15 protein-coding genes are annotated in these 17,914 nt (G+C 48.2%); 10 read left to right on the top strand and 5 right to left on the bottom strand.

Annotated elements, in window-relative coordinates; all coding sequences use genetic code 11:
• Nucleotides 1-320: 320 nt before the first annotated feature.
• The 3 genes from Q5866_RS10185 to Q5866_RS10195 are packed head-to-tail and all read left to right on the top strand — an operon-like array spanning nucleotide 321 to nucleotide 2,516.
• Nucleotides 321-716, top strand: a complete 396-nt coding sequence (locus Q5866_RS10185; protein WP_303180055.1) for a hypothetical protein — start codon at nucleotides 321-323, stop codon at nucleotides 714-716.
• Nucleotides 713-2,017, top strand: a complete 1,305-nt coding sequence (locus Q5866_RS10190) for a DUF3440 domain-containing protein (protein WP_303180056.1) — start codon at nucleotides 713-715, stop codon at nucleotides 2,015-2,017. Before Q5866_RS10185 ends, Q5866_RS10190 begins: the two co-directional genes overlap by 4 nt.
• Nucleotides 2,004-2,516 carry a ParB/RepB/Spo0J family partition protein gene (locus Q5866_RS10195; RefSeq protein ID WP_303180057.1) on the top strand — a complete coding sequence of 171 codons (513 nt, stop codon included), beginning with the start codon at nucleotides 2,004-2,006 and terminating at the stop codon, nucleotides 2,514-2,516. The genes Q5866_RS10190 and Q5866_RS10195 overlap by 14 nt, the downstream gene beginning before the upstream one ends.
• A gap of 239 nt (nucleotides 2,517-2,755) precedes the next feature.
• On the opposite strand, the gene Q5866_RS10200 is transcribed toward Q5866_RS10195, so the two are convergent.
• A complete protein-coding gene (locus Q5866_RS10200) occupies nucleotides 2,756-3,862 on the bottom strand; it encodes a pyridoxal phosphate-dependent aminotransferase (protein ID WP_303180058.1) in 1,107 nt (368 codons plus the stop codon).
• A gap of 35 nt (nucleotides 3,863-3,897) precedes the next feature.
• The gene (locus tag Q5866_RS10205; protein ID WP_303180059.1) at nucleotides 3,898-4,362 is read right to left on the bottom strand and encodes a DUF4268 domain-containing protein; all 465 of its coding nucleotides are present in this window, start codon (nucleotides 4,360-4,362) and stop codon (nucleotides 3,898-3,900) included.
• A 325-nt stretch (nucleotides 4,363-4,687) separates the two neighbouring features.
• Here Q5866_RS10205 and Q5866_RS10210 point away from each other — a divergent pair, with 325 nt between their 5' ends.
• From Q5866_RS10210 to Q5866_RS10220, 3 genes are all read left to right on the top strand, one after another.
• Nucleotides 4,688-5,293, top strand: coding sequence for a ribonuclease HII (locus Q5866_RS10210; RefSeq protein ID WP_303180061.1), 606 nt, complete (start codon nucleotides 4,688-4,690; stop codon nucleotides 5,291-5,293).
• A gap of 98 nt (nucleotides 5,294-5,391) precedes the next feature.
• On the top strand, nucleotides 5,392-6,891 hold the full coding sequence (locus tag Q5866_RS10215; protein WP_303180063.1) for a GH3 auxin-responsive promoter family protein: 1,500 nt from the start codon (nucleotides 5,392-5,394) through the stop codon (nucleotides 6,889-6,891).
• 153 nt (nucleotides 6,892-7,044) lie between these two features.
• Entirely contained in the window at nucleotides 7,045-8,064 is a 1,020-nt protein-coding gene (locus tag Q5866_RS10220) for an META domain-containing protein (protein ID WP_255469568.1), read from the top strand.
• 83 nt (nucleotides 8,065-8,147) lie between these two features.
• Here the strand turns inward: Q5866_RS10220 and Q5866_RS10225 are convergent, their stop codons facing one another.
• Nucleotides 8,148-10,328, bottom strand: coding sequence for a glutamine synthetase III (locus Q5866_RS10225; RefSeq protein ID WP_099289933.1), 2,181 nt, complete (start codon nucleotides 10,326-10,328; stop codon nucleotides 8,148-8,150).
• A 616-nt stretch (nucleotides 10,329-10,944) separates the two neighbouring features.
• Here Q5866_RS10225 and Q5866_RS10230 point away from each other — a divergent pair.
• The 4 genes from Q5866_RS10230 (at nucleotide 10,945) to Q5866_RS10245 (ending at nucleotide 15,640) form a co-directional block, all read left to right on the top strand.
• Entirely contained in the window at nucleotides 10,945-13,239 is a 2,295-nt protein-coding gene (locus Q5866_RS10230; protein ID WP_303180065.1) for an ATP-binding protein, read from the top strand.
• A 39-nt stretch (nucleotides 13,240-13,278) separates the two neighbouring features.
• Nucleotides 13,279-14,145, top strand: a complete 867-nt coding sequence (locus Q5866_RS10235; protein WP_186977351.1) for a pyridoxamine kinase — start codon at nucleotides 13,279-13,281, stop codon at nucleotides 14,143-14,145.
• A 101-nt stretch (nucleotides 14,146-14,246) separates the two neighbouring features.
• Nucleotides 14,247-15,071, top strand: coding sequence for an HAD family hydrolase (locus Q5866_RS10240; RefSeq protein ID WP_303180067.1), 825 nt, complete (start codon nucleotides 14,247-14,249; stop codon nucleotides 15,069-15,071).
• A 5-nt stretch (nucleotides 15,072-15,076) separates the two neighbouring features.
• Nucleotides 15,077-15,640 carry an AAA family ATPase gene (locus Q5866_RS10245; RefSeq protein WP_303180132.1) on the top strand — a complete coding sequence of 188 codons (564 nt, stop codon included), beginning with the start codon at nucleotides 15,077-15,079 and terminating at the stop codon, nucleotides 15,638-15,640.
• 203 nt (nucleotides 15,641-15,843) lie between these two features.
• Here Q5866_RS10245 and pyrF read toward each other — a convergent pair whose 3' ends face one another.
• Entirely contained in the window at nucleotides 15,844-16,671 is an 828-nt protein-coding gene (gene pyrF / locus Q5866_RS10250) for an orotidine-5'-phosphate decarboxylase (RefSeq protein WP_303180069.1), read from the bottom strand.
• A gap of 36 nt (nucleotides 16,672-16,707) precedes the next feature.
• On the bottom strand, nucleotides 16,708-17,793 hold the full coding sequence (prfA, locus tag Q5866_RS10255; RefSeq protein ID WP_186977357.1) for a peptide chain release factor 1: 1,086 nt from the start codon (nucleotides 17,791-17,793) through the stop codon (nucleotides 16,708-16,710).
• Between the last annotated feature and the right edge of the window lie 121 nt (nucleotides 17,794-17,914).

Consider the following 17,914-nt stretch of genomic DNA (forward strand, 5'->3'; position numbering starts at 1 on the left):
CAGGCATCATTCACTGTCGGTGAATTTTATTTCTACGAATATTATGGAGCATGGATATAAAAATACGGGGTATTTCACACCCTATCAAAATGAACAAATTTACACCGGAAACGGACACGATTATTTCACATTGAAAACAAACGAACACATAGCCGCACAGCCTAAAAGAAGTCAAACTCACTTTCAAAAAAGAATACTGCACACCTCCAGACCTCTCCGGCACTCGCCAAATACCCGGTAAATATTTCATTGAAAGGTTTTTTTACCATCATTTTGAATCATTGCCAATCTTTATTAAATTTGCCAGAAAGAGTTCGGCAATGAATATAGAAAAATTACATGGAACGTCAACCCGGTTGTATCAACTCGTGGCTCCACTGGTGATGAGCCCTCCCGTGCTCCGCCAGAACAACAATTATCCTTTCAAAACCTCCAACCACCACGTGTGGTTCGTGGCATTGGAAGAGGAAAAAGTACGCGGCTTTATGCCCGTCGAAGTGAAAGACTCGTGCGTATGCATCGACAACTATTACGTGTCCGGTGAAAATACCACGCTGTTATCCATGTTTGCCCGGAAAGCGATCGACGAATTTTCCGGGGAAAAACCCTTGTACGTGATTTCCCACACTCCCCACGCGGATACATTCCGCGCGTGTGGCTTTACCGTCAAGAAAGAATGGAAACTGTATGTAAAGATGATACACGAACCGAAATGAGAAAAGCCAGAAGTGTATATGACGCTGTACAGGCACGATTGGAGCGGATATTCTCCGACTTCGATTATGTCTACGTTTCCTTCTCCGGTGGGAAGGATAGCGGAGTTCTATTAAACCTGTGTATCGATTATATCCGTCAACACAGGTTGAAGCGAAAACTCGGGGTGTTTCACATGGACTACGAGGTACAATACCAAGAAACCATTCGTTACGTGGACCGGGCTTTGGCTGACAATCCCGATTTACTGGAAGTTTACCGGGTATGTATTCCCTTCAAGGTATCCACCTGTACCTCCATGCACCAGCGTTTCTGGCGCCCGTGGGAAGATGATTTACGACACCTTTGGGTGAGGGAAATGCCACAAGACTGTTACCGGAAAGAAGACTTTGATTTCTACACGGAAGACATGTGGGACTATGACTACCAGAACAAATTCGCGGAATGGATATATCGACAAAAAGGAGTCGAGCGCGTTTGCTGTCTGATCGGTATCCGCACGCAGGAAAGCTACCATCGCTGGCAGGCAATACATGGAGCCAGAAATTACCACAGTTACAAGCACTTGAAATGGACTCACCGGATTAGCAAAGGCATTTACAATGCTTACCCCATATTCGACTGGCAAACCACGGATATATGGACGGCGAACGGCAAGCACGGCTGGGACTACAACCACCTTTACGACTTATACTACCAAGCCGGGGTTCCGCTCGAACGCCAGCGCGTGGCAAGCCCGTTCATCTCGCAGGCGTTACCCAGCTTGAAACTCTACCGGGCAATCGATCCCGACACGTGGGGTAAAATGGTCAGCCGCGTGAACGGGGTGAATTTCACCGGCATATACGGCGGCACCACCGCCATGGGATGGCAATCCATCACCCTCCCCGAAGGCATGACATGGGCTGAATACATGAAATTCCTGCTCTGTACCCTGCCGGAAGAAACCCGCCAGAATTACTTGAACAAACTCTCCACGAGCATGGAATTCTGGCGCAAGAAGGGAGGATGCCTTGCAGAAGAAACCATCGCCAAATTACGTCGAATGGGTATCCCCATCACGGTTGCTGAAAGCACGAATTACAAGACCGACAAGAAACCCGTGCGCATGGAATATCAAGATGACGTGAATATCCCCGAGTTCAAAGAACTTCCCACGTTCAAAAGGATGTGCATCTGTATCTTGAAGAACGACCACGCCTGCAAGTACATGGGATTCGCCATGAACAAAACCGAGAACGACCGTCGCAAACGCGTCATGAATAAATATAAAGCATTAATGGAGAGCTATGGAAAATTTTAAAAGTCCCGTATATAAGGTACTATCCGTGCCTATCGACAAAGTAGTCGCCAACTCGTACAACCCGAACGTGGTTGCCCCGCCGGAAATGAGCCTGTTGGAACTCTCCATCTGGGAAGATGGCTATACTATGCCCGTTGTATGCTATTACATCCCGGAAAAAGACATCTACGAGCTGGTGGACGGCTACCATCGCTACAAGGTCATGAAAACCTCGCAACGCATCTACGAGCGTGAACACGGCATGCTCCCCGTCGTGGTTATCGACAAGGATATTTCCAACCGTATGGCATCGACCATCCGCCACAATCGCGCCCGCGGCACCCACAGCATAGAACTGATGACCGAAATCGTGACAGAACTCACGAAAGCCGGCATGTCCGACAGCTGGATTCTCCGTAACATCGGTATGGATAAAGATGAACTTCTACGCTTGAAACAAATATCGGGACTCGCGGAACTCTTTGCCGACAAGGAGTTCACGCTGACGAAAGAAGACTGAATTGATTTAGTGATTTATGATTGACGATTCAGGGATGAGGGCGTGTCGAAACACACCCTCTCGTCCATAAGGTCTAAAAGTCCATAATGTCGTAAGGTCAAATACACAAGTATCTGGTATATTATAACACTGACCATCAAAGCATTATCAAATTACTGACTTTATAGACTTTAGGAGCCGAAGGCTCGACCTTATGGACTTTATAAACTAGAGGTGTGTTTTGACACACCTCCATCGAATCATTGAATTGCATTGAAATATTTCACGAGCTTCTCGTGCGGCACGGACACGCAAATCCGGGCAAAGCCTTTTGCGTACTCCTGTTTTGTCTTCGTGAAGAAATCAAGTCCCACCGCCCCGATGTAATGATCCATTAACTCCTGTTCACCACGATTCACGATAACGAAAATACCCCGCGGGCTCGTTCCATGATAAAATTCTTCGGCAAGAAAACCCCGCTCCCGCAAATAATCGATATTCAAAGCGATATCACGTGTCGTACGTTCCTTGAAAGCCGTCACAGCAGCACGTCCCTCCGGTGTTGTCAACAAACGTAACACCAGCTCCTGAGCGAAACCGTTAATCCCGTTCGTGTTATACATCACGCGCACTTCCAATTCGTCGTGCAACTCCTTGTTGCAAGTATGCACGAAACCTAACCGCTGCCCGCTCAACCCCACGGACTTGCTGAAACTCTCCGTGATAATCACGTTCTCCATGTTTATCAACCTCGTATAATAATCATCGGTAGCATCCATGTACAGGCGGCGGTACGGGCAATCGTGAAACACAACCACCCCTGCATCGTTCAACGCGCTGATAATAGCCAATTGCTCCCCGTCGTCGTGCTTATCGCCAAGCGGATTACTCGGATCACTGATCAACACGGCATTTCCCCGTAACTCGTCAATCATTCCCGTCAAATCGGACTGATTATCATACCCCACACTCTCGATACCGCGAATCTTCAACATCTTGAAATAACACCCCCAGTAATAAGTCGGCAGATACAACCGTCCGATATTTACCGTCTGCGCCACCAGATCGAGCGCATGCATTCCGCCCGCCGTAATCAATATATTATCCGGGGAAGACTTCCCCATGAAAAACTCATCGTTTATCGCCGCCCGCAACTCCGGTCGCCCGGCACCATGCGGGTACACCTGTATTTCCGGCGAATTGAAATCAATACCTTTCACGACTTCCGTCAAGTCGATATTTACCACTTGATTCACACCCCTGTTCAACGGTAAATACTCCTTCCCGTTCTTCCGGGAAAGCTCTTTCAGCGTCTCGCCCAACTGTACTATACGGGAAAGCACCGCCCCACTCTTGTTGATTTTCATTGTCATATTATTTCTTAAATCCTTCAATCGTAAATCTAAAATCTCGAATCCTTCAACCTCTCGTTAATCAAATCCCGGTACTCGTAATAAAGATCTTCCAGCAAGGGCATCTTCTCCGCGAAGAAAGCGTATATCCGTTCATGATCTTCCGTCCGGTAAAGATTCACCCCCGGCAACTCGAAATAAATAGCACTCACCTTCTGTCCCTCGATTCCGGTGTACTCCTCTTCCCATTTCAACTCTTCGCCGCATTCCGCCCGAAACAGAGTTTGATATGACAACATACACTCGTACACCTCGAACCGACGCAACTCGTTCCTGTGGTCAATCTGAAACAACACCAAAGCCTTTTCCCGATCGACATAAAACTTCAGTTGCACCGACGGGATTTTCACCCCCGTCAGTACCCACTTCCGGTAAATATGCTTCCGCTTGCAATAACGCTTAAAGCCCTCCCAGAATTTCACCCGAATCTCTTTCGCTTCCTCTTTCGTGAACATCTTTCCTGATTTAACCTTATTTACCCGCGAATATAGGAAAAGTTTGCAAATTGTCATTTGCAACAGGGCGAATGCGTCAAAACGCTTTTCGCCCTGTTTGTTAAAAGTTTGTAAAGTCTATAAAGTTCATAAGGTTTATGGACCCTAGCGGGCGCTTTGTCCACGGCAGCATAGCTGCCAGCAAACCTTATCCGAAGGATGCCCGTTACTTTATGAACTTTATAAACTTTAGGAGCCGAAAGCTCAACTTTATAAACCGACTTATGAACTTTATTTGTATATTTGCCCGAACGCTACTTGTAGCCTTAAACTTTTAGATTACTGTATGCTGACATTAAAATACTATTCGGACAAAATAGAAGCCGGTTGTGACGAGGCTGGAAGAGGTTGTCTGGCGGGTCCCGTCTTCGCCGCGGCAGTCATTCTGCCGGAAAACTTTTCCAACGAAATGCTCAATGACTCGAAACAACTCTCCGAAAAAAAACGGAACGAATTAAGAATAATCATCGAGCGGGAAGCTCTCGCGTGGGCAGTCGCCGCCGTGGACAACGAGGAAATAGACAAAATAAACATCCTCAACGCGTCTATCGAGGGAATGCACCGGGCATTGGCTCAATTGAGCGTCACCCCCCAGCACATTCTCGTGGACGGCAACCGTTTCAAACCTTACGGGGGCATCGAACATCATTGCATAATCAAAGGTGACGGCAAATACATGGCAATCGCTGCCGCCTCGATACTTGCGAAGACTCACCGGGACGAGTACATGCAACAATTGCACGAACGCTACCCCGTGTACGACTGGGCAAGTAACAAGGGCTACCCCACCAAGAAACACCGGGAAGGCATCGCAACACACGGTATCACCCCGTTCCATCGTCGCAGCTTCACCCTGCTTGCTCCCCAGCTAACTCTAGACTTTAATATTTAAGATTTATGAATTACGATTTACGATTAAAAACAGCATTCATCAACTGGAAGGTATTATCTAATCCAAAATCATAAATCAAGAAATCTAAAATCTACAATATGCCAATCATCAACTCCATCATATCCATGTTCTCGTCCAAGCGACTGACGCAAATAGAGTACTTCAAAACGAATCCCGTGCAGGTACAACGTGACACGCTGGATGAATTACTCCGCGCTGCCGCGACCACCGAATACGGGCAGAAGTACGATTTTGCCTCCATCCTCACTGCCGAACAATACCGGGAACGGTTACCCATCATCCATTACGAGGAACTGGCTCCCTATTCCGAGCGTCTGATGAACGGGGAACAAAACCTCTTGTGGCCGGAACCCATCACGTGGTTTGCCAAATCGTCCGGGACGACCGCCGCCAAAAGTAAATTCATACCCGTGAGTAAAACTTCACTGGAAGAATGTCACTTCCGGGGCGGCAAAGACGTGATAGCCATCTTCAACAACCTCTATCCCGACGCTCAAGCATTCAACGGGAAGACTCTCGCTCTCGGCGGTAGCAGTGAGATTTCCAAAACAAACAACAACTGTCGCTACGGAGATCTCTCCGCCATCCTGATCTCGAACACGCCTTTCTGGGCAAACATGATGAAGACACCCGACCAATCCATCATGCTCATGGGCGACTGGGAAGAGAAAATAGAAAAAATATGCGAAACCACCATCAAGGAAGACGTGCGCAGTCTGGCGGGCGTACCCTCGTGGTTTCTCACGCTCATCAACCGTATTCTCGAACGCACGGGCAAAGACAACCTCCACGAGGTATGGCCTAACCTCGAACTATTCATACACGGCGGTATCAATTTCACCCCCTACCGGGAACAGTACAAACGCCTGTTGCCCGACCCGAAGATGAAATATATCGAAACATACAACGCCTCAGAGGGCTTTTTCGGACTACAAGACGATCCCTCCGACCCGTCGATGCTACTCATGCTCGACTACGGCGTGTATTACGAGTTCGTACCCATGAGCGAACTGGGCAAATCCCGCCCGAAAGCGCTCCTGCTGGAAGAAGTAGAAACCGGAGTCAACTACGCCATCGTCATTTCCACCAACGGCGGACTGTGGCGCTACATGATCGGCGACACCGTTCAGTTCACCTCCACCCGTCCCTACAAGTTCAAGATTACCGGACGCACAAAACTGTTTATCAACGCTTTCGGGGAAGAATTAATCATCGACAACGCTATCGCGGCTTTAAACCGGGCTTGCGAACAAACCGGAGCCACCGTACTCCATTTCACCGCAGCCCCGGTCTTCATGAACGAGAACAAAAAAGGTGCCCACGAGTGGATCATCGAATTCGGAACCCCTCCCTCCGACCCGGAAACTTTCGCCGACATGCTTGACAAAGAACTCCAACGCGTGAACTCCGACTACGAGGCCAAGCGCCTCCTGTCACTCCAACGCCTTATTCTTCACGTCGCCCGTCCGAACCTTTTCATCGACTGGCTAAAAGAAAAAGGCAAACTCGGCGGACAAAATAAAATACCCCAATTATGGAACGACCGCACGCATATCGAAGAATTGCTTAAAATGTGATAACCATCATACCCGGGGTGTGAAAGTGCAAAACAAAGAATCACTTAACCGGATACCAATGTTTCAATAGCATTGGTATCCGGTAAATCTTTTCCCGTTATCCCTAAACTTTTATATTTTCTCTACGTATATTCGCGTAAAAATAACACACACATGAGAAGAACAACAATTTTAATGATGATCGCCACGGTTCTCGCCTTCGCGGGATGCAAAAGCAACACGGGCAACAAGGCGGCGTTGACCGCCAACGAGTGGCAACTGAAAGAAATGACAAGCAACAACGAGAAAGTAGCCCTTTCTCAAAGAGTTCCAACCATCATCCTCACGGACACCAATACCATGTACGGTTTCGCCGGGTGTAACCGTTTCTTCGGGAGGTATTCTACCGAGGGCAACACCATCAAACTGGAACCGGGAGGTATGACCATGATGGCCTGCCCCGACTTGAAGTTCGAGGATCAATTCGTGAAGGCTCTCGCCGCCATGACCTCTTATTCCGTGGAAAACGGAGAACTGAAGTTCACCGACAAGGATAAAAAAATGACTCTGGTATTCACGAAAGCCGATCCCAAAGTAGGCGTGGCCAACGACAATCACGGATGCAACGCTGCTGCCGGCTTCACTTGGTCTGAAGTGAAAAAAGACTGCATCCGTTTGTTTGAATCGGGCGTTCGCATGAATCCGGTGAATGATCCGGAAGCCGCAACTTCCGCTTTTATCGTGTTCTCGGCTGACTCCGCACAAGTGGAAGTATTCCTCCCGAACGTGGAGAATCACCCCGTCCTTGACAGACGCGGCCTCCCGAATGGCGGATACGCGTGGAACGTGGAAGATGACGACACTTACAACGTACGCCAAGTAAACGGACAATGGATTATCGAGCAACGGGCGCAAACCCTTTACACGGAAACCCCGAATAGCGTCATCAACGCCGTATTTCAAGGAGGTGACGGCAAAACTAAAATGCTCTACCAAGTAAATGTAACCTTTTACCCGAACGAAGAACTTGCCGTGGTTACCCTCGACGATCAAACTTACGAGTTACCGCAACAAGTAATGGCTTCCGGTTACCGTTACGAGAAAGATAACGTAAGCCTCATCGGCAAAGGAACCGAGGCAAAACTCACTCTTCCCGACGGAAAAGTACTGAATTTACAGGAAAAGAAGAAATAAGTTTATAAAGTTTATAAGGTTCATAAAGTTTGTAAAGTTACTTTATGAACCTTATAAACTTTACAAACCTTATAAACTCATTCTCAACGAGAGAACAGCAATTCCCGGTATTTCGGCAACGGCCAAATCTCATCATCTACAAGCAACTCCAACTTATCCACGTGATAACGGATTTTTTCCAAGTAGGGACGCACGTTTATCGTGTACTCCTCGGCACGTTTCACCTCGTCGGAGATCGTGTTAGCTTGTTTACGCGCCTCGGTCATGTCCGACACCATCTTCTGGAGCTCCCGGATATGATGGGAAATAGTACGAATCTCGTCAATCTGCACATCAGCCACCTGCTCGTAATCCGGCAAAATGGCCTTCAAAGAAGTCACGTTCGTCAACAACGTGTTCTGGTACGAAATAGCCGTCGGGATCACGTGATTTAAAACCAAATCACCCAATACCCGCGATTCGATCTGCAACTTCTTCAAGTATATCTCGTTCTTGATCTCGAACCGCGCCTTCAACTCCCGTTCACTCAGGATACCGCTGTCCACCAGCAATCGTTTTGCCTTCCCCGAGCAATAAGCCTTCAGCGCGGGCACGCAATCGACCTCCGTCGACAGGCCGCGACGCTCCGCTTCCTCTTTCCACTCCTTGCTGTACCCGTTCCCCTCGAAACGCACGAGTTTCGACTCGATAATATATTTACGCAGCACTTGAAATATCGCTTCATCCTTCTTCACCCCCTTGTCTATCAAGGCATCCGTTTCTTGTTTGAAATGAATCAACTGTTCAGCCACCGCCGCGTTCAGCGCGATCATCGGTCCCCCGCAATTGGCAGAAGACCCCACCGCCCGAAATTCAAACCGATTCCCGGTAAAGGCGAAAGGAGAAGTACGATTACGATCCGTGTTATCCAGCATGATTTCCGGGATCTTGCCCACGTTCAACTTCAATTCCGTCTTCTCGTCCGGGCTCATTTTCCGGTCGCTCACTTTCTCCACCAACTCGTCCAACACCCCGGAAAGATAATTTCCGAGGAAAACAGACATAATCACGGGAGGAGCCTCGTCCCCACCCAAGCGGGCTTCATTACCCAACGAAACGATAGAGGCTTTCAACAAATCGCCATGCTCGTATACCGCCCTGATCGTCGACACCAAGAAAACCAAAAACTGCATATTCGATTTCGGGTTCTTGCCCGGGGATAACAAATTCACCCCCGTGTCGGTCATCAACGACCAATTATTATGCTTCCCGGAACCGTTCACCCCCTTGTACGGCTTCTCGTGCAAAAGCACGCGGAAATTATGACGCCGTGCCACCCGCTTCATCGTGGACATCAGCAACTGGTTGTGATCCACCGCCAGATTCGCCTCCTCGAAGATCGGGGCACACTCGAACTGATTCGGTGCCACCTCGTTATGACGTGTTTTAATCGGGATGCCAAGACAATGACACTCGTGTTCCAGCTCGTCCATAAAGGCAGTCACCCGTGCCGGGATAGAGCCGAAATACTGGTCTTCCAACTGCTGATCCTTCGCCGAGGAATGTCCCATCAACGTCCGCCCGCACAACTTCAAATCGGGACGGGCATTGTACAAAGCCTCGTCTACCAAAAAGTATTCCTGTTCCCAGCCCAACGTGGCTAAAACCCGCTTCACGTCCTTGTCGAAATACTGGCAAATATCCACCGCCGCCCGGTCAATCAACGCCAACGCCTTCAACAAGGGAGTCTTGAAATCAAGCGCCTCCCCCGTGTACGCCACGAACACGGTCGGGATACACAACGTGCGATTATTAATAAAAGCCGGAGAAGCCGGGTCCCACGCCGTGTAACCGCGCGCCTCGAACGTGTTGCGAATCCCCCCGTTCGGGAAACTGGATGCATCGGGTTCCTGCTGCACCAGTAATCGCCCGTCAAAGCACTCGATCACGTCACCGTCCGGCAACAAATCAATAAAAGAATCGTGTTTCTCCGCCGTCGCGCCATTCAAGGGATGAAACCAATGCGTGTAATGAGTAACCCCTCTTTCTACCGCCCATGCCTTCATCGCCGAAGCCACTTGATCCGCCAATCCCCGATCAATGACACTTCCCTCCACCATCGCCCTCTCCAACTTCTTGTAAGCCTCGATCGAAAGATAATGCCTCATCTTGTCCATCGAAAACACGCTTTCGCCAAAAACAGCAGAACACCGGGGTAATTCCCCGCGTTCCACGGGTTTACGACGGGTGATTTCCTGCAAAGCTAAGAATCTGAATTTTGCCATAAATTTGTATTTTTAGAACGAACCCTATTTTTATCGGGGCAAATATACAAAATATCCATTATTTTACACGAACACCCCCTATTTTTTATACCAAAATTCAAATTAAATACATTTTAAAAGAAAAGCACCCCAAAAACGACCACCCCTCATGCGAATTTCATATAACATTCTTCGCTTCATCCAGAATGACAGAACAAAGAAACAGCAACACGTCAAAGGGAGCACAATGTCTATTAACTAAATATATATTGTTTATATATTGCTGATAGCCTGCTATAGCAAGCTATCAGCAAGGTTTCAGCAGGCTACAAGCAGGCTAAATACCCGCTCAGCCCTTTGCCGGCGCGGGTTACGAGAGGGCAAAAACAAAAAAAAACGTGCAACACTCTTTTTGCCAGCAATTTACAACCGCTTTCGGCACTCCGCGGAAATAGGATTAAATTTAGCGACTAAAAACAAAAATAACACAAATAAAAGACAATGCCGGAGAGGTTTCCAATGTCTAAAATTTAAAATTCAACATCAAATACCGATAATTTACCCGATACATGAATAAAAACATTAACTTTGTTCCGTTATAACAGCTATATAGTGAGGTCCTACTAAAATCAACAATATGTTACACGGTACTACTTCCCTTGAAAATCAAGGTTCCGAAGATATACTGAAAGCCATTATAGCAGCTTTCCCGGACATGATGCTCATCTTCGATGAAACGCATCATATCATGGATATTATCAACCCCATCCGGGAGCAATTACCCCTTCCCGCGGAAGAAATGATCGGCAAACAGTTACATGAACTGATAACTTCACCCTCGGAACGGGATTATTTCTGCCAACAAATAACGAAGACGCTCGTGTCAAACACATCTCTGCGTTTTGATGTTTGCCTGCCCACGCAAGGTCAGCCCTATTATTTCGAAACCTGCACGGCAGTTCTCCCCGGCAATAAAGTAATCGCGTTCTTGCGTGACATCACGGAATACACGCTCCATCGCATAGAATCCGAGAAACTTCAATTTTTCCTCGGTCAAGTGTTGGAAAATACAGCTATCCCCACTTCAATCAAAGACATGAACACGGGGCGCTATATATTCTGGAGTAAAAAATCAGAAATGTTCGGAGCCACGGCGCGACAAATCCTCGGGCAGACCGAAGATATTTTCATGAATAAAGAACAAGCAAAAACATTGCAGGAATTTGACAGGAAACTATTCGCGGAAAAAGGCTCATACCAAGGAATCGAGAAATTCATCATGGCTGACGGTAAGGAACACACGCTCATGATCACCAAGAATATCTTCACTCATGAAGACAACAATTGGCTGGTTTGCAGTTCCTTTGACATTACCGAATTGCAGGCACAACGGGAAGAGATAGAGTCCATCACTCAAAAATTGTCCCTCGCCCTGCATATCTCCAAGCATCTTCTCTGGATGTATGACATTGAAGCGAAGAAATTTATCATGGATTCCCTGCAACTAAAGGGCATATACAGCGAAACATTAAAATGGGACACGGAAATTCCCCTCGAAGCCTTTTTCGAGGCGGTTCACCCGGAAGACATCGAGCGAGTAAAAACAGGGTTTCAAAGCCTTATCCGGCAGGAAGTGCAACAGCTCATCATCCTCTTCCGGGCAGATTACCGGAAAAAAGGAATATACCAATGGATCGAAATTCAAGCTCAACTGGAAAAACCTGCATCGAACAAACAATCTCCCCGTCTTATCGGGACTTCCTGTTCGATCAACGACCACAAAAAACTGGAGGAATCACTACGCGACGCCAAAGAAAAACTGGAAATCACGAACTCCACCCTTTCCTCTGTTCTCAGTCTGGCACACGTGCTACCGTGGGACTGCGACGTACCCTCTCAAACTTTCTCGTGCGACTATTCTATATACCACCACGAGGACACCAAAGAAGCTATTGACGGCAAATACTATTGTAAAGTCGAAAAATATATCAATTCCATACACCCGGACTTCCGGGAGCATATGCGTTCCGTCTTCGAAGAACTGCTCTCCGGGAAACGGGAAGAATTTCACGAGGAATACCTCGTGCATTGGTACAACGACCGGGAATACGAATGGATAAACAAACAAGGGGCCGTGTACGAGTATGACGTGAACGGCCGACCGAAAACCATCATCGGTTCAAGCGTCGTGATTACCGAACAAAAACGCATGGAACAAAACCTCCGGGACGCCAAGGAACAAGCCGAAGAGAGCAATCGTCTAAAGTCGGCATTCCTCGCCAACATGAGTCACGAAATACGTACCCCGCTCAACTCCATTGTCGGGTTCTCCGAGATTCTGGCGTACACCACGGATGAAAAGGAAAAACAAGAATATCTCAACATAATAAACAACAATAACAACCTGTTGTTACAACTGATCAACGACATCCTCGACCTTTCGAAAATCGAGGCCGGAACTCTTGAATTCGTGTACACTGAGGTGGACATAAATATATTGCTCGATGAAATAGAACAAAGTACCCGGTTGAAAATGGACACGGATACTCCCGTCAAATTCCTCGTTGAAGAACGTCTTCCGGAATGTATCATCCGGACGGAAAGGAACCGGGTAGCACAAGTGCTCCACAATTTCATCACGAATGCGCTCAAGTTCACGACAAACGGCAGTATTCGTGCCGGGTACAAACTAATCGATCCGCAAACTCTCTGCTTTTACGTGAAGGACACCGGTTGCGGTATCGCACCCGAAAAACTGAAGAAAGTGTTTGACCGTTTCACCAAATTGAACACCTTCTCGCAAGGCACGGGACTCGGACTGGCAATCAGTGAAACCATTATCACTAAATTAGGCGGCAAAATCGGGGTGGACTCCACCGTCGGACAAGGTTCCACGTTCTGGTTTACCCTCCCCTATATGCCCGTTCATTGATTTTTTATTATCTTTGAAGACTCAAGATAATGAAATGACATGAAGAAAATTGCCGCAATACACGACCTGTCCGGCTATGGAAGGGCATCCTTGACCGTGGCCATCCCCATTCTCACGCACATGGGTTATCAGGTATGCCCGTTGCCGACGGCCATACTGTCCGCCCATAGCGAGTACAAAGACTTTCGTTCCCTCGATCTGACCGATTACATGGAAACATTCATCGAACACTGGAAAGAACTGAACCTTCATTTCGACGCGATTTACACGGGCTACCTCGCTTCCGTGAAACAAATGGGAATCGTCAGCGACTTCTTCGACTATTTCAAAGATAATAATAATTTTATACTGGTCGATCCCGTGTTGGGAGATCACGGGACATTATATTCCAGCATGACACCCGATATGATCGAGGGCATGCGACAACTCTGCTCGAAGGCCAAAGTAATTACCCCCAACCTCACGGAAGCCGCATTCCTGCTGGGACGCGATCCCCGCGAAGAAATATCCGTGGAAGAGGCTGTCAAATGGTGTAACCAACTCAGCGAACTCGGTCCCGAACACGTGATCATCACTTCCGCCCCCGGAAGTAACACGTGCAACGTCGCCACTCTCGCATACAACAAACTGGACGGACGCACGTGGCGCGTGCTGTGCGACTACGTCCCGGCTTCCTATCCCGGAACGGGCGACGCTTTCGCCAGTGTCATCACGGGCTGCATGCTCAACGGTGACAGCCTCCCGGAAGCCCTCGACCGAGCCGTCCATTTCATCAACATGGGCATCAAATCCACCTTCGGGTACAACCACAACCCGCTGGACGGCATGAACCAAGAGAAAGTACTACACTACCTCAACGAACCTCTGCCTTACTACAAGTATGAACTTGTAACAATTGAAAATTGAAAGTTGAAAATTGAAAATGACAGAAGCGAAACTTCTCTTGAAGGGAAAGAACGCCGGCAAGCGGGGAAAAATCTAAAATCATAAATCATTAAATCTAAAATATGATAAGGGCTATCATTATCGATCTGGACGGAACCACGCTCCCGCGCGGTTGGAATTCGCTCAGCGAAGAAAACAAAAAAGCATTGGAAGAAGCCGGACGCGCAGGAATCACCCGCGTTCTGGCAACGGGACGTTCCGTATTTTCGTTTCGTAACGCTTTGCCGGAAGGACTTCCCATTGATTACATGGTATTCTCCTCGGGCGCAGGCATCATGCGTTGGAACGACCAACGCCTTCTCTGTACCCGGGAACTCTCCCCGGAAGAAACACTGGATATCGCCACCATGTTGTGGGAATACGACATCAATTTCACCATACAACAACCGATTCCCGACAATCACCACTTCCTGTACCGCAACACCTCTCCCTTGCACGAGGACTTCCGCCGACGCATAGAAAACTATCCCGGACTAGGTACTTCCATTCAAAGTACACGGGACATACACGGCGGAGCCACGCAATTTCTCGTGATACTCGATTCCAAACAATTGCAACTCCACGGGGAGATTCAAGAGAAACTATCCGGATACTCGGTAATCCGCTCCACCTCCCCCATCGACAATCAAGCGATATGGACGGAAATATTCGCCCGGGACGTGAACAAAGGTTCCTCCTGCCAAATTCTGCTCGACCAACTTGATATTCGCTATGACGAGTGTGCCGGGCTGGGGAACGACTACAACGATATCGACTTTCTCGAACGTTGCGGGCACCCGTTCATTGTCGCCAACGCCCCCGAACCGCTACGGGGCAAGTTCAACAATGTCACCAGCGACACGAACAACGGGCTGGCAGAATTTATCCATACCGCACTAACTTTATAAACGTGATGTATAAACCAAATTTCATCATCATCACCGGAGGTCCCGGTGTAGGCAAGACTACCCTACTAGAACAACTGCAACAACGGGGTTTTCCCTGCATTCCCGAAGTCGCCCGGGAGATCATCCGGGAACAATCGGCACAAAACGGGAATGCTCTTCCTTGGGGCAATATACCCGCGTATACCCGGCTGATGCTCTCCCGTTCCGTCGACAGCTATCGAGAGAATGCGTACCGCGACGAAACCCTCTTCTTCGACCGGGGTATCCCCGATACCCTCGCCTACGCTCATCTCACCAATCAACCGCTCTTTCCCGAACTCCCGCGAGCCTGCGCCGACTATCGCTACAATACCCGCGTATTTATTCTCCCGCCTTGGGCCGAAATATACCATACCGACTCCGAACGCAAACAAACCTATCAAGAAGCCATCGACACCTACCACACGATGGCTGCCACCTACCAATCCATCGGCTACGATCTCACCCTTGTCCCAAAAGCGACACCCGCGGAACGGGCGGATTTTGTACTACGACAAATCAGCCAATCACTCGATTACAAACACGTTTAGGAAAAATTTCTCCCCTTTTCGAGAAAAACACGGGGAATACCTTGGCTTCCGGACAGGTTCAAAGACGACTCCTATCGGCTTTAACTCGACTTTATTTAATAATTGCGAGCCGAATTCTTGAGAATTTCATCTTGAATAGGGTACAAAAAAAGGAGGGATGTCAAAACACCCTCTCCTCTTGTTCTTTATATGATAACATCAGATCAAATAATCCCTCTCGCTGCCAACAATTCAGCCATTTGTTGTTGCAACTTCACGGCTTCCTCGCGGGCACGGGTAGCAAAGTTCTCGGTTTTATCCGCGAAGATAATTCCGCGGGAAGAATTCACGATCAGACCACAGTGGGCGTTCATCCCGTATTTTGCCACTTCTTCAAGACTACCCCCTTGAGCACCGACACCCGGCACCAGCAAGAAGTGATTCGGCACGATGTCGCGGATGCCCGACAGCATCTCCGCTTTCGTGGCACCAACCACGTACATCATATTCCGATCGTTACCCCATTCTTGGGATTTATGCAATACTCTTTCATACAACTTCTCACCGTTTTCCTCGAAGAATTGGAAATCAAAAGCACCTTTGTTTGAGGTCAACGCTAACAATATCACCCATTTCCCCTCGTATTTCAAGAAAGGCGTAACGGAATCCTCCCCCATGTAAGGAGCCACCGTGATAGAATCGAACTCCAATGTTTCGAGAAAAGCACGAGCGTACATCTCGGAAGTGTTCCCGATATCTCCCCGCTTGGCATCAGCGATCGTAAATATCTTCGGGTACTTGGATTTAATGTATTTCACGGTCTTTTCCAACGTGAGCCATCCCTCGACACCCCGACTCTCGTAAAAAGCGATATTTGGCTTGTAAGCAATTGCCACGTCCGCCGTGGCATCCACGATTGCCTTGTTGAACTCGAACACCGGATCTTCGGCATCCATCAAATGTTGCGGAATCTTCTTGATATCGGAATCCAAACCGACACACAAAAAAGATTTCTTCTTCTTTACCTGCTCAAACAGTTCGTTATAGGTCATAAAACTTTCAGCTTTTAATTTTTATCTTTTCACTTCCTAGAATCCGCTCTCTTTCAGCTTCTCCGTATTCTCCTCTATCTGCAATTTCTCGATAATCTCGCCGATCTCACCGTCCATCACTGCCGCCAAATTGTACAACGTCAAGTTTATCCGGTGATCGGTCACCCGTCCTTGCGGGTAATTATACGTGCGGATCTTTGCCGAACGGTCACCCGTGGATACCATCGTCTTCCGTTTCGTGGCGATCTCGTCCATATACTTCTGGTGCTCGATAGCGTAAATACGCGAACGTAACTCGGTCATAGCCTTCGCCAAGTTTTTCAACTGCGACTTCTCGTCCTGACAAGTCACCACGATACCCGTGGGGATATGTGTCAAACGGATAGCCGAATAGGTCGTGTTCACGGACTGTCCGCCGGGACCGGAAGAACAATAGGTATCTTTCCGTATATCAGCCGGGTTCAGCACCACGTCCACCTCTTCCGCTTCCGGCAATACTGCCACGGTAGCCGCCGAGGTATGCACGCGTCCCTGTGTTTCCGTTGCCGGAACCCGTTGCACGCGGTGAACACCCGATTCGTATTTCATGATCCCGTACACCCCGTCGCCCGATATATTCGCCACGATCTCCTTGTAACCGCCGGAAGTACCCTCACTGTAATTCGTGATCTCGATCTTCCAACGCTTTGACTCGCAATACTTCGTGTACATACGAAACAAATCACCGGCAAAGAGGCTCGCCTCGTCACCACCCGTTCCGGCACGGATTTCCAGAATAACATTTTTCGAATCTTCCGGGTCGGCAGGCACCAACAACATTTTAATCTTGGTTTCCAGTTCCGGTATCTTCGCTTCCAGTTCTTCGATCTCCATCTCCGCCATCTCCCGCAACTCCTTGTCGTTCTCCGTGTTCAATATCTCTTGTGCCTCGTCATAAGATTTCACCGCACTCTTCAACTCGTCACCCGCCTCCACGATCTGCTCCAGCTCCCGATACTCCTTATTCAGTTTCACGAAACGATTCATATCCTGAATCACCTCGGGGTCTGTAATCAACTGCCCGATCTCGCGGAATCGGATATAAAATACCTCTAATTTTTCTAATAGGGAATTATCACTCATATATGTCTAATTAGATTTGTCGCGAATTTAATAAATTATCAGGAGAAAAAAAGCCCCCTCCCGGGAATAGAACAAGTGTAACATCAACTCTTTAATACTTTTAAGATAGAACACGTGTAAA

Source organism: uncultured Butyricimonas sp. (assembly GCF_959596855.1).
Classification (GTDB): Bacteria; Bacteroidota; Bacteroidia; order Bacteroidales; family Marinifilaceae; genus Butyricimonas; species Butyricimonas muris.